Here is a 13607-nt window from a genome sequence, read left to right as displayed (position 1 = left end):
TTCCCGAACTCAGAAGTGAAACCTCTTAGCGCTGATGGTAGTGTGGGGTTACCCATGTGAGAGTAAGTCATCGCCAGCTCATTATTCGAAACACCCCCTGACTAGTGCAGGGGGTGTTTTTTTATGTCGAAGAAAAAGGGAAAAATAAGCAGAAAAGTAGAAGGATAAAACAGGAAAATGAGAAAATTATTGATAGTGAGAAAATTATTGATAGATTGAGACTTGAATTATTTAAACATGGATGATTATTAGACAATAAACGCATTTAAAAATCATCAATTGAGGGAATTCTCAGCCTAAAAATGTCGGAAAACCTGAATGTAAGTCAGCTAAAACAACAGTTTAAATGCCTAATTATCGACTTAAGTGATGGCTGATGACTTATGATTTAGAAATCTACGACTTAGATCGTAGAACTGCGATTTTTTTCTATAAAATTTGAGTTTTATTCTGACAATTTTCATATCAAATAATCTATCGTCTGATTGTGATTTAGCTTCTAATAACATATTGATAATTAATCATTATTAAAACTAGACCCGCAGTCCATCGATTTTTTTATGTATAAATATTTCAAAAATATCTAAGTTTTTATGACATTTTATTCCCAAATGACATAGATATATCTGAAAGGTATGGGTCTATACCTTTGTAATTTTGGACAATTTACATTGAAAAACGGCATTGTAGCGAAAAATAAAACTCACAATTGGAGGTGAGGTTCAATGTCTACAAGCACAATGAATGTGAATAGCGTTGTCGATAACGCTAAGTTCACAAAATCGCATTTCAGCATCATGATGTGGTGTCTAATTCTTATTTTATTTGATGGTTATGACTTAGCGATCAATGGTGTTGCGCTGCCTTTATTGATGAAAGATTGGGGATTAACAGCTGTTCAGGCAGGCATGCTTGCGAGTACAGCACTTGCAGGGATGATGTTTGGTGCCATGATGTTTGGTACTTTGGCTGATAAGATTGGCCGTAAGAAAGTCATCATGATCTGTGTATTTTTATTCAGTACATTCACATTTCTAGGCGGTTTTGCATCAAATCCTACTGAATTTGGTGCTTTACGTTTTATTGCTGGACTTGGCATTGGTGGAGTATTACCGAACCTTGTGGCATTGACGTCTGAATATGCACCTAAGCATCTACGTAGTACTTTAGTGACCACTATGTTCAGTGGTTATGCAATGGGTGGCATCATGGCCGCTCTATTTGGTTCATGGTTTACTGCGGATTATGGCTGGCAAATCATGTTCTTCATTGCGGGTATTCCACTGTTACTGTTGCCGTTTGCTTGGAAATTTTTACCTGAATCGCTCACATTTTTGGTGAAGGTGAATCGTCACGATGAAGCTCGTAGGATGATTCAAACCATTGCACCAGAGCAAACGGTGACTGCAAATACTCAACTTGAACTGACTGAAGTTGCTGTTCCGGGTGGAGCGTCTGTTAGAGCGTTGTATAAGCAAGGTCGTGGCATAAGTACGATGTTGTTTTGGCTATGCTTTTTTATGTGCCTATTAACTCTGTATGCATTAGGTAGTTGGTTACCAAAACTAATGATGGCCGCAGGTTATTCATTAGGTAGCAGTTTGACGTTCCTATTGGCGATGAATATTGGTGCGGTAATTGGTACGATTGGGGGAGGTATCTTAGCGGATAAGTTCCATTTAAAACCGGTGATCATTACATTATGTCTGGCAGGTGCTGTGGCATTATCTTTACTCGGCTTTAATTCTCCACAGCCTGTGATCTACCTTTTGGTTGCAGTGGCAGGTGCATCAGCAATTGGTTCTCAAATCTTACTCTATAGCTATGTTGCACAGTATTATCCGCTGTCTGTTCGTTCTACAGGTATTGGTTGGGCATCTGCTGTGGGGCGTACAGGTGCGATTGTTGGACCGATTCTGATCGGCTATTTATTATCACAAGAATTGCCACATCAAATTAATTTTATGGCTGTGGGAATTCCAGTAGTCATCGCAGCAATTGCAGTGTTCTTTATTCGCAAAGCGCAAACGGATGAAGAAGTTGCCGCTTTAGAAAATGTGAATAAGGCTTCAGTGAAAACACAGCGTTCGTATAGCTAAATCATAGATTTAAAAAGCCCGTCATTTGATGGGCTTTTTTTATGTTGTATTCACATTTTTTATTATTAATTTAGTTTTGAAGAATTTATTAATATTATGATAAATAATGAGATTTAATATTTTAGATAGCTTTTCTAATTTAATTTCATCGTTATATATAGACTCGATCATACGTTTTTCAGTGCAAGCATAGGTTTGAAAATAGGGGATGAAGTTCAGGGCGTATAAGTAATCAAGTTTGAGGCTTGTGGTTCATTTTGTTACTTAAATATAGTGAACTCTGTGCTCAGTCAGCGCATGATAGAGGGCATAGATTTATTCACATTTATCAATAATGTCTCAAGATCATGGAAATATCGTCATGTCCAAAGCCGTACAAGATATAAAAGATTATCCGCTCTATGTTGCAGGTAAAGCAGCGACTACCGATCAGTGGTTAGAAGTGAATCAAAAATATACCCAAGACGTATATGCACGCGTTGCACTCGCAGATGCTGCAACCATTGAAAAAGCCATTGATTCAGCGGTTAAATCTAGCGCTGCAATGGCGGCATTGGAACCTTTTCAAAAACAAAAAATCTTACTGCACTGTGTTAAACGTTTTAATGAAATGCGTGCAGAATTGACTGAAATTTTAATTGCGGAAGGTGGAAAACCGCATAAAGCCGCAGCTGCTGAAGTTGAACGTTTAATTAATACCTTTCAAATTGCTGCCGATGCTGTCACACAGATGGATGATGGTCGCATGATCCCATTGGCAGTTACCGCAGCGGCATCTGGCTATCAAGGCATGGTCAAACATGTGCCAATTGGTCCTGTATCGTTGATCAGCCCGTTTAATTTTCCGATCAATCTGACTGCGCATAAAATTGCACCTGCCATTGCCGCAGGCTGTCCATTTGTTTTGAAGCCTGCAAGTTTGACGCCTATTTCAGCTTTAAAAATTGCGGAAGTTTTGGCAGAAACGGATTTACCTAAAGGTGCTTTTTCAGTTTTACCTTGTCCACGTGAACATGCAGATGTCTTGGTCACAGATGACCGATTTAAACTGCTCAGCTTTACCGGTTCCGATGTGGTTGGTTGGGATATGAAAGCGCGTGCGGGACGTAAAAAAGTGACTTTAGAACTTGGCGGTAATGCTGCGGTATTGGTTGAGCCTGATACGGAAATTTCAGCGGCATTTATTGAACGCTTAGTCGGTGGGGCGTATAACCATGCAGGGCAGGTGTGTATCAGCGTACAACGCATCTTGGTGCATGCTGATATCTATGCCGATGTGAAGAAAAAACTCGTGGCGAGAATGAAGCAGCTTAAAGCGGCTGATCCTCACTTGGAAAGCACCATGGTCGGTCCTATGATTAAGGAAGCAGAAGCAACACGCGTGCATAAATGGGTCGATAAAGCAGTAAAAAAAGGTGCCAAAGCATTGGTTTGTGGTGAACATCAGGGGGCTTTGCTCGATCCAATTTTATTAGAAAATGTCGATGAATCGCTAGAAGTGTATAAAGATGAAATCTTTGGCCCTGTAGCGATTTTAGAGAAATACAAAAACTTTGAAAAAGGTATCGCCAAAATTAATAGCAGCCGTTTTGGTTTACAGGCGGGCATCTATACGCAAAATTTGAATAAAATGTTGTATGCGTGGAATCACTTAGAGGTCGGTGGAGTGATCATTAATGACATTCCATCTTTCCGTGTCGATAACATGCCATATGGTGGCGTAAAAGATTCTGGCTTAGGCCGTGAAGGAATTCAGTCTGCCATTCGAGATATGCAAGAAGAACGCTTATTGGCGATAAAACTGTAGCAGTTTAAACTTGGGCTTGGTTCAGTATGGATCTGTTCGAAGCCCATTTTTTAATCATTTCAAAAACCTAAAGTGCATAAGAAAAAATGAAAAGAATTTTATTATTGGTCAGTTTGATGACCGTGAATATGGCTGTCTTTGCCTTTAACGCCACTCAAATGGTGACGGATGCACGCAGTCAGATTGGGAAAACCTTATATTATGATCCTGCGTATACTGCACTGCGTTATCCGATGGGAGATGTCCCTTTAATCAAGGGTGTTTGTACCGATGTGATAATTCGTGCATTACGACAGCAAGCGATTGATTTACAACAAGTCATTCATGAAGATATGAAAGCCAATTTTAAGCAGTATCCACAAAAATGGGGCTTAAAAGGAACCGATAAAAATATTGATCATCGGCGTGTTCCCAATATTCAAACCTGGATGCAACGTCAGGGCTATGTAGTCAAAGATAAGCAATATTTGGCAGGTGATATTGTCACTTGGGACTTAGGACGGGGTTTAGTGCATATTGGCGTGGTTTCAGATCGTAAAGTGAAAGCTAGCGATGTTCCGCTCATCATTCATAATATTGGAGAGGGCACACAGGAAGAAGATCTTTTGTATGCTTATCAAATTACCGGACATTATCGAGTGAAATAACTTTAAAAATTTAATTGGAAATAAAATATTCCTAAAAGTTATATTATTGATAACTTAAATTGTATGAAAAATAAGCTGATTAAATGAACATTTAAGCCTAAACACATTATAAAAATGGAATATTTGCCGTAGAAATTACAGAAAAACTTAAAAAAAGTGAGTATTGTTAATTCATACAAAGGGAAAGTTATTTGTGGTGTTTTTAACCAAAATGCGCATGTAATTTTTCTGTTTGCAATTTGGTATAGACGCTCACAAGGTATCTCACCAGATCAAACACCCAGAATTTTATTTTTATGGTTCTTTTTTTGCTCGCGATATAACCATAACAAGCAGCAGTTAAAGATGCCTGAGGTTTAGGTGTTCTATGTCAGATAATCGTGAAAACTGGTCGGCACGATCAGGATTTATCATTGCCGCTATTGGTTCCGCTGTAGGTTTGGGAAACATTTGGCGTTTCCCTTACGTAGCATATGAAAATGGTGGCGGTGCATTTTTAATTCCCTATTTAATTGCAATTTTTGCAGCGGGTTTGCCTTTATTATTCTTAGATTATGCAGTGGGGCATAAATTCCGAAAAGCTCCGCCAACTGCATATAAAAAACTTATGAACAGTGAGGCATTAGGTTGGTGGCAAGTGATGGTGACACTCATCATCGGGATCTACTATGCCAGCGTATTGTCATGGGCCGGCAGTTATATTTTCTACTCAATCGGTCAAAAATGGGGTGAAGATACGCAAGGCTTCTTCTTTAATACCTACTTGCAAAATGCCGATGGAATTGCCTTTGGTTTTGTACCGACCTTATTCTTTGGATTGGTGATTGTTTGGGCGATTACCATGTTCATTTTATATGGTGGTGTGAAGAAAGGTGTTGAGCTTTCGAATAAAATATTTATTCCATTGTTGGTGATTTTGTTCTCGATTTTGGTGATTCAAGCGGTGCGTTTACCTGGCGCTACAGAAGGTCTAAATGCATTCTTTACACCAAATTGGGATGCGATGACTGACTATAAAGTATGGTTAGCAGCCTTTGGTCATATCTTCTTCTCGTTATCGATTGGTTTCGGGATCATGTTGACCTATGCGTCTTACTTAAAAGCAAAAACCAACTTGACTGGTTCAGGTGTTGTGGTTGCATTAGCCAACTCATCATTTGAAATCTTAGCGGGTATTGGTATTTTTGCAGCATTGGGCTTTATGGCGCATAGTGCAGGTGTACCTGTAAATGAAGTAGTTTCAGGTGGTATTGGCTTGGCCTTCATTGCCTTCCCAAAAATCATTTCGAGCTTGGGTGCTGGCGGTGATTTATTTGGTTTCTTGTTCTTCTCATCACTTGCTGTGGCGGGTATTACGTCAATGGTGAGTATTTTGGAAGTGCCAATTGCGTCGTTCCAAGATAAATTCGGCTGGTCACGTAAAAAAGCCGTAACGATTGTGGCAGGTGGTTCTGCCATTGTATCAACCTTAATTTTCTCAACGCATAGTGCAATTACTTTTGTTGACATCATTGACTACTTTGCCAATAACATTGGTATCGTGGCGGGTGGTTTGTTCTCGATTATCTTGGTGTCTTGGTTCCGTCGTCCATTGCTTGCGCAATTACGTGATCATGTGAATCAACATTCAAGTATCAAATTGGGCTTTGGTTGGAACTTCTTGTTAACGGTTGTTACTCCGCTTTCATTATTAGTAGCTTTAGGCTTAACCATTAAAGACGTTGCGTCTAAAGGCTATGGTGGTTATCCAGTAGATGTGTTATTGCCTGTAGCCGGTTTAGTCATTGCGATCTTTGTGCTTGGTGCAATTGTATTTAGTTGCATGAAAGACAAAAAACCTGAGGAGAAATAACATGAATACATCTGCATTAATCATGATGATCATTTCAATGGTTTTACTTTGGGGCGGCTTGATCTTAGCGTCGATCCATTTAGCAAAACATCCAGATGAAGAAGATTAAGCTTCATCGCTGATAAAAAAAGGAACCCTCGGGTTCCTTTTTTATGTGGTGCTAAAAAGCAAATTCTATTGCAGATTAAGCTGTTTTTTGAATACGACAGTAGAAGAAGCCATCGCCATAACCCGCTTTCGGGAACAGTTGACGACCATGAATTTGTTCAACACCCCAATCCGCTTCAATTTTAATTTCTTGGGCATCGGCATGATTGGCAAAGAACTCAACCATTTGCTGTTCATTTTCAGCTTTTAAAATTGAGCAAGTGATGTAAAGCAGCGTACCGCCAACTTTAAGCTGCTTCCACATATTTTCCAAAATTTGCTTTTGTAATACTACTGTTTTCGCAATGTCGCCCGATTGACGTAGTAAACGAATGTCAGGATGACGACGCATTACACCGACAGCAGTACATGGGGCATCGAGCACGATACAATCAGCAAGTTCAGGAGCAGTATAGGTGATGGCATCGGCAGTTTGGATTTCGACATGTGTACCATCGAGATCCAAACGATCAAGGTTTTCAACCACACGTTTTAGACGCTTTTCATCTTGATCCAGTGCAATGAGTTTCTTCGGTTGGAAAGTCTCTAAAATATGTGCGGTTTTACCACCCGGCGCAGCACAAGCATCAATCACAAATTTACCATCGAGATTTGGTAATAGTGTTGCACACAGTTGAGCATGTTCATCTTGTACCGAAAAACCACCTGCTTCAAAGCCTGGTAAGCTTGGAATATGTAGGCTTTCGTCCATCACGATACCGACATCAGACAGTTCACAACGATGTGCATCGATGCCTTCATCTTCCAAAATATCAAGGTATTCATCACGGCTGACTTGGCGTGTATTGACACGTAAAGTCAGTGGTGCAATTTGCTTAAGCTCATAGCTGAGCTCGTCAAATTGTTCGCCCCAGTCTTTTTTCAGGCGTTTGGTTAACCAACTTGGTAGATTTGTGGCTTGTTCAAGCACGTCGTAGAACTGTTCTGTTTCACGTGTTGCACGGCGCAAAATTGCGTTGATTAAGCCACTTAGACTTCCCATACCCAATTGTTTTGCAGCTTCCACCGTTTCAGAAATTGCAGCATGAGCCGCGACACGGGTACACAACAATTGGTACAAACCAAGGTATAAACAGGTTTCAACCACTTGGTTATCTACTGGTTTAGACAGTAATGGTAAAGTCAATTGTTTCAATGCATACCATTGACGTAAACAACCGAGCACCAATTCATGGAATAACGCACGGTCTTTATCTGACACGATATTCATTTGCTGCGCGAGTACCGATTGCAGCGATTGACCATTTTGGACAGCCAATAACGTCTTCACTACCTGAGCACGTAAATTAAGGTCTCGGGTCGAGGCGTTGGGAGATTGCTTCATTATAAAATTTGTCCAATAGTCAATTTTTGGGTTTGTAAAATTTGTACAGGGTTGAGTGGTTTAGCACCCGGCCATTGTAAAGAGGTCAAAATAATCACGCTGCCATTGGCACAGGCAACGTGTATGCCTTTTTTGTCGATGGCAATGATTTCACCTGCTTGAGCGTTCGGTGCAGACACAGCAGAAAGTTCAGAATGCCAAACACGTAAGTTGTTTTGTTCATCCAACTGAATAAATGCTACCGGCCACGGATTAAAGGCGCGAATATTACGATCGATTTGTACAGCATCGATGGACCAATCAATTTTTGCTTCGGCTTTTGAAAGCTTATGTGCATAAACCGTTAACGCTTCGTCTTGGACTTCACGGCTGTCTAAATATTGCTGCAATGTTTGTTCAGTGTCTAAAACGGCAGCAATTGCAGTTGCACCTTGCTCTGCAAGTTTGTCATGCAAAGTTGCAGAGGTATCCGTTGCTTCAATCGGGCAGATGGTTTTATACATCATGTCACCAGTATCTAGTCCGGCTGCCATTTTCATAATGGTGACACCTGTTTCAATATCACCTGTTGCGATGGCACGTTGAATCGGTGCTGCACCACGCCAACGTGGCAGCAATGAGCCATGAATATTCAGGCAACCATATTTCGGGGTATCTAGCACCACTTGCGGCAAGATCAAACCATAGGCTGCAACCACCATAACATCGGCATTTAAGGCCTTTAATTCCGCTTGTGCGGCTAAACCTTCTTCAGTCGATGATTTGAAATGAAGGGGTTGGTAAACAGGAATATGGTGCTCTAAAGCCAATTGCTTTACGGCAGAAGCTGTGAGTTTTTGTCCACGTCCAGCTTTGCGGTCAGGTTGAGTGTATACCGCAACAATTTCATGTTGTGTGTTGAGCAATGCAGCTAGTGCTGTTGCGGCAAATTCTGGCGTACCGGCAAAGATGATTTTCAAAATGAATGAACCGAATCTGTGTTGAATATGTGGATTATAGCAAATGATTAATGCGTAATTTAGAACATTAGAAATTGATTTTTGCAACTTTGAAGCTGTCCAAGCTCAATGATTTCATAACCCAAAATCGCAAATTTGCAATTTTTAAATAAATTATATTTATATAAAATTTAAAAATTATTCATGAAAGTTTTGTATTGTGCAGCCATTGATGGCGGTATAGTAGATTTCAGTTAAAAGATTTTTGTCGTCAAATCACTCGTTTTTATTGATAGACCCATCTGCCCAAATCTCAGCTTAAAAAGCCATCTTTAAAAACAATGGCTTGGTGTATGATAGGTTTAAAATTCGACTGATTTTACATCATTGTCAGTATGATTTAGCCAGAGTGAATCTGTAGGATTCATTTCAAGCTCAAACTTTGTTGGAAATATAAAATGCCTGACTATCGTTCAAAAACATCGACACACGGAAGAAATATGGCGGGTGCGCGCGGCTTATGGCGCGCAACTGGTATGAAAGATGAAGACTTCGGTAAACCAATTATTGCCGTCGTGAACTCATTTACTCAATTTGTACCGGGTCACGTTCATCTTAAAGACCTTGGTCAACTCGTGGCGCGTCAAATTGAGCAAGCAGGCGGTGTAGCTAAAGAGTTCAATACCATTGCAGTCGATGACGGTATTGCGATGGGCCATGACGGTATGCTGTATTCATTGCCTTCACGTGACTTGATTGCAGACTCAGTAGAATACATGGTGAGCGCGCACTGTGCCGATGCCATGGTATGTATTTCCAACTGTGACAAAATTACCCCAGGGATGTTGATGGCGGCAATGCGCTTGAATATTCCAGTGGTATTTGTCTCGGGCGGTCCAATGGAAGCGGGTAAAGTTAAAATCCGTGGCAACGACAAAGCGATCGACTTAATTGATGCCATGATTGTGGCTGCAGATGACAACTATACCGATGAAGAAGTAGCAGAATACGAACGCTCTGCATGCCCAACTTGCGGTTCATGCTCAGGTATGTTCACCGCAAACTCAATGAACTGCTTAACAGAAGCATTGGGTCTGTCTTTACCGGGTAACGGCTCTACACTGGCAACACATGCAAACCGTAAAAAATTATTCGAACGCGCAGGCTCTTTAATTGTTGAATTGGCTAAACGTCACTATGAACAAGATGATTACAGCGTATTGCCACGTGAAATGGTGACCAAAGCCTCGTATGAAAATGCCATGACTTTAGACATCGCGATGGGTGGTTCAACCAATACCGTTCTACACTTGTTGGCTGCAGCCAATGAAGCTGGCGTTGATTTCACGATGGACGACATTGACCGTTTATCTCGTAAAGTGCCTGTACTCTGTAAAGTTGCACCTGCGAAAAACGACGTACATATGGAAGATGTACACCGTGCTGGCGGTATCATGTCCATTCTCGGTGAATTAGACCGTGCAGGCTTATTGGACACATCTGTGGGTACTGTTCACGAAGCAAGCTTAAAAGATGCTTTAGATAAATGGGACATTATCCGTACTGAAAATGAAGATGTTTACCAATTCTTCCGTTCAGCGCCGGGCGGTGTACCAACGCAAACTGCATTCTCACAAGATCGATATTACCAACGACTAGATGGTGACCGTGAAAATGGCGTGATCCGTAATGCTGAACATGCGTTCTCGAAAGACGGTGGCTTAGCTGTGCTTTACGGCAACATTGCACTCGATGGTTGTATCGTAAAAACTGCGGGTGTAGATGATTCAATCTTGAAATTCAACGGTACTGCACGTGTGTTTGAAAGCCAAGATTCAGCAGTAGAGGCGATCTTGGGTAATGAAATCAAAGCCGGTGATGTGGTTGTGATTCGCTATGAAGGCCCACGTGGTGGTCCGGGTATGCAAGAAATGTTGTACCCAACCAGCTACTTAAAATCGAAAGGTCTAGGCAAAGAATGTGCATTATTGACTGACGGTCGTTTCTCGGGCGGTTCGTCAGGCCTGTCTATTGGTCACGTTTCACCTGAAGCAGCAGAAGGTGGTGCAATTGGTTTGGTGGAAGATGGCGATTTAATCGAAATTGATATTCCAAACCGTACCATCAACTTAGCTGTTGATGAAGCAACCATGGCGGCTCGCCGTGCAGCGCAAGAAGGCAAAGGTTGGCATCCAGTTGAAGAGCGTCCACGCAAAATTTCGAAAGCATTGAAAGCGTATGCAATGCATACCACGAGTGCGGCGAAAGGCGCAGTACGTGAAATCTAAATTTTAGATCTCCAAATAAAAAAGCACTCCACATGGGGTGCTTTTTTAATTTACATCTACATAACTTGCATTGGATACGAGGAAATGTCATCCGCAACTGTCTGAGGCAAACGGTAATTTAAAAGTGAATGTTTCTGCGATCATTCTTTTAGTTGCAAACAGTTGCCGAGTTTTGCGGATGACAAATGGTTTTGGTTACTTTTGCCGAAACAAAAGTAACATACGAGCTCCGAAAATTAGCTTTTATAGAGGTAAGACTCCGCTGTAATCAGCTTTTAAATGAAATAATGGGACAATAATTCTAAGTTATAGATTTCTTAATCTGATTAAAAATAATGTTTCTTGAAGCAACTAAATAAAATTTAATAATTAGTTGATGTCATTAAAATTCTAAAAAAGACAGCCTCGAATAGTAGCTATAATTTATATGGCTTTGTGTAGGCAATCCCTTACTTTTGAAAGATCAAAAGTAACAAAAATCTTTTGTTCTCCTGATATGGCATCCCTGCCATACAGGACAACAGCGACATTCATGTCGCTTTTTCATGTGATTGAATGGTATTGCATGCACTAAAAATCTCTTTTGTTGAGATGTAATTTCTTTTACATACCGAGCGCTTTCTATACAATAAATTTAAAAGAATCCGCCAAAACTGAGGCACAAAATCAGCGATCGCCAAGGAAGAACAATGAGTAAAAATAATATCCGCGAACATTCAGCACCTGTTTATGACGGCATAGAAAATGCGCCTGCACGTTCCATGATGCGTGCCACAGGCTTCCAAGATGCTGACTTTAAGCGCCCATTTATAGGCATCGCCTCGACTTGGGCCAATGTCACGCCGTGTAATATGCATATTGATGGCTTGGCGCGTGAAGCTGAAAGCGGGGTGAATGCTGCAGGCGGTAAAGGCATTATTTTTAATACTATTACGATTTCTGACGGCATTTCCAATGGTACTGAAGGTATGAAGTATTCACTGCTATCGCGGGAAATCATTGCCGACTCTATTGAAGCTGTGGTGGGCTGTCAGGCCTATGATGGCGTGATTGCGATTGGCGGCTGTGACAAGAACATGCCGGGTTGCATCATGGGCTTGGCGCGATTAAACCGTCCGGGCTTGTTTATTTATGGTGGCACCATCAAACCAGGAGCTGGTCATACCGACATGATTTCGGTATTTGAAGCAGTCGGTCAGCATGCCAAAGGCGAAATCAATGAAATTCAAGTGAAGCAGATTGAAGAAGTCGCGCTGCCGGGGCCGGGTTCGTGCGGCGGTATGTACACGGCCAATTCAATGGCTTCAGCGATTGAAGCACTGGGCATGAGCTTGCCGGGGTCTTCAGCACAGGAAGCGGTATCCGCGGATAAAATTGCCGACTGCCAGCGTGCAGGTGAAGCCGTGATGAATCTGCTGCGTCTCGATATTAAACCGCGTGACATTATGACCAAAGCTGCTTTTGAAAACTCGATTAAAGTGCTGATTGCTTTAGGCGGGTCAACCAATGGCGTGCTGCATTTGATTGCCATGGCGCATACCGCAGGCGTGGAACTCTCTTTGGATGATTTTGTGCGCATTGGTAAAGATATTCCTGTGGTGGCCGATGTGCGCCCATCGGGTAAATATTTAATGTCGGAACTGATTGCCATTGGCGGCATTCAACCGCTGATGAAGCGCATGCTGGATGCAGGTATGCTCGATGGTTCTTGCTTAACCGTTACGGGCAAAACTTTGGCGGAAAACTTAGCCGAGGTAGAGGATTATCCTGAAGGTCAGCAAATTATTCTGCCATTTGATGCACCGATCAAAAAGGATTCGCACTTGGTGGTACTCAAAGGCAATCTGTCACCGACAGGTGCCGTGGCTAAAATTACCGGTAAAGAAGGGCTGTATTTTGAAGGGCCTGCACGGGTATTTGAGGGTGAGCAGGGTGCCATGCGCGGTATTTTAGATGGTGAAGTACAAGAAGGCGAAGTGGTGGTGATCCGCGGTGTTGGGCCGAAAGGCGGGCCGGGTATGCCGGAAATGCTGAAACCGACTTCAGCGATTATTGGTAAAGGTCTAGGCCAATCTGTTGCACTGTTGACTGATGGGCGTTTCTCGGGCGGCAGCCATGGTTTTGTGATTGGTCATGTGACGCCAGAAGCCTATGAAGGCGGCCCAATTGGCTTGGTCAAAAACGGCGATAAAATATCAATTAACGCTGAAACGCGTGAAATGACTTGGCATGTGGCTGAGGATGAACTTGCTGCACGTCGTGCGGCCTGGGTCAAACCGAAACCCAACTATACCCACGGCGCTTTGGCTAAATTTGCCAAGTTGACCTCTGGTGCGGAAAAAGGTGCGGTGACTGACCTAAATCTAGACGTCTAATCCATTGTTAAACATTGAACATTCAGCCCTGACTTGATATAAGTTTTGCACAAGGCTTATATCTCATTTAAAACAGCTTCATAATAGAAGTTGAATTTTAAGCATGTGC

9 protein-coding genes are annotated in these 13607 nt (G+C 41.8%); 7 read left to right on the top strand and 2 right to left on the bottom strand.

Annotation, left to right across the window (positions count from 1 at the left end; all coding sequences use genetic code 11):
- Positions 1-725: 725 nt before the first annotated feature.
- The 5 genes from FTU22_RS12290 to FTU22_RS12270 all read left to right on the top strand — a co-directional run bounded on the left by FTU22_RS12290 (position 726) and on the right by FTU22_RS12270 (position 6514).
- Positions 726-2099 carry an MFS transporter gene (locus FTU22_RS12290; RefSeq protein WP_078194503.1) on the top strand — a complete coding sequence of 458 codons (1374 nt, stop codon included), beginning with the start codon at positions 726-728 and terminating at the stop codon, positions 2097-2099.
- Positions 2100-2460: 361 nt separating this feature from the next.
- Positions 2461-3906 (top strand): aldehyde dehydrogenase family protein, encoded by a 1446-nt coding sequence (locus tag FTU22_RS12285; RefSeq protein WP_180094683.1) that lies wholly within the window; start codon positions 2461-2463, stop codon positions 3904-3906.
- An 86-nt stretch (positions 3907-3992) separates the two neighbouring features.
- Positions 3993-4553, top strand: a complete 561-nt coding sequence (locus FTU22_RS12280) for a DUF1287 domain-containing protein (protein WP_180094681.1) — start codon at positions 3993-3995, stop codon at positions 4551-4553.
- 367 nt (positions 4554-4920) lie between these two features.
- Complete coding sequence (locus FTU22_RS12275; RefSeq protein ID WP_180094680.1) at positions 4921-6405, top strand: sodium-dependent transporter; 1485 nt, start codon at positions 4921-4923, stop codon at positions 6403-6405.
- A 1-nt stretch (position 6406) separates the two neighbouring features.
- A complete protein-coding gene (locus FTU22_RS12270; RefSeq protein ID WP_078194501.1) occupies positions 6407-6514 on the top strand; it encodes a methionine/alanine import family NSS transporter small subunit in 108 nt (35 codons plus the stop codon).
- 75 nt (positions 6515-6589) lie between these two features.
- On the opposite strand, the gene rsmB is transcribed toward FTU22_RS12270, so the two are convergent.
- Both rsmB and fmt read right to left on the bottom strand, forming a co-directional pair.
- Positions 6590-7897: a 16S rRNA (cytosine(967)-C(5))-methyltransferase RsmB gene (gene rsmB / locus FTU22_RS12265; RefSeq protein WP_180094678.1), complete on the bottom strand. Its 1308-nt coding sequence runs from the start codon at positions 7895-7897 to the stop codon at positions 6590-6592.
- A complete protein-coding gene (gene fmt / locus FTU22_RS12260; protein ID WP_111885186.1) occupies positions 7897-8856 on the bottom strand; it encodes a methionyl-tRNA formyltransferase in 960 nt (319 codons plus the stop codon). The genes rsmB and fmt overlap by 1 nt, the downstream gene beginning before the upstream one ends.
- 437 nt (positions 8857-9293) lie before the next feature.
- Between fmt and ilvD (FTU22_RS12255) the strand changes: the two genes are divergently transcribed.
- Together ilvD (FTU22_RS12255) and ilvD (FTU22_RS12250) are read left to right on the top strand one after the other, a co-directional pair.
- On the top strand, positions 9294-11123 hold the full coding sequence (gene ilvD / locus FTU22_RS12255) for a dihydroxy-acid dehydratase (protein ID WP_180094676.1): 1830 nt from the start codon (positions 9294-9296) through the stop codon (positions 11121-11123).
- Between the two features lie 689 nt (positions 11124-11812).
- Positions 11813-13498, top strand: a complete 1686-nt coding sequence (ilvD, locus tag FTU22_RS12250; protein WP_180094675.1) for a dihydroxy-acid dehydratase — start codon at positions 11813-11815, stop codon at positions 13496-13498.
- The last annotated feature ends 109 nt before the right edge of the window (positions 13499-13607 follow it).

It is taken from the genome of Acinetobacter sp. YH12076 (assembly GCF_013419525.1).
Taxonomy (GTDB): Bacteria; Pseudomonadota; Gammaproteobacteria; order Pseudomonadales; family Moraxellaceae; genus Acinetobacter; species Acinetobacter amyesii.
The sequence above is the reverse complement of the archived record's forward strand: the minus strand, read 5'-3'. Positions and strand labels throughout refer to the sequence as shown.

Coding starts and splice junctions, on each gene's coding strand:
- FTU22_RS12290 (WP_078194503.1), top strand. CDS start 726: ATGTCTACAAGCACAATGAATGTGAATAGCGTTGTCGATAACGCTAAG.
- FTU22_RS12285 (WP_180094683.1), top strand. CDS start 2,461: ATGTCCAAAGCCGTACAAGATATAAAAGATTATCCGCTCTATGTTGCA.
- FTU22_RS12280 (WP_180094681.1), top strand. CDS start 3,993: ATGAAAAGAATTTTATTATTGGTCAGTTTGATGACCGTGAATATGGCT.
- FTU22_RS12275 (WP_180094680.1), top strand. CDS start 4,921: ATGTCAGATAATCGTGAAAACTGGTCGGCACGATCAGGATTTATCATT.
- FTU22_RS12270 (WP_078194501.1), top strand. CDS start 6,407: ATGAATACATCTGCATTAATCATGATGATCATTTCAATGGTTTTACTT.
- rsmB (WP_180094678.1), bottom strand. CDS start 7,897: ATGAAGCAATCTCCCAACGCCTCGACCCGAGACCTTAATTTACGTGCT.
- ilvD (WP_180094676.1), top strand. CDS start 9,294: ATGCCTGACTATCGTTCAAAAACATCGACACACGGAAGAAATATGGCG.
- ilvD (WP_180094675.1), top strand. CDS start 11,813: ATGAGTAAAAATAATATCCGCGAACATTCAGCACCTGTTTATGACGGC.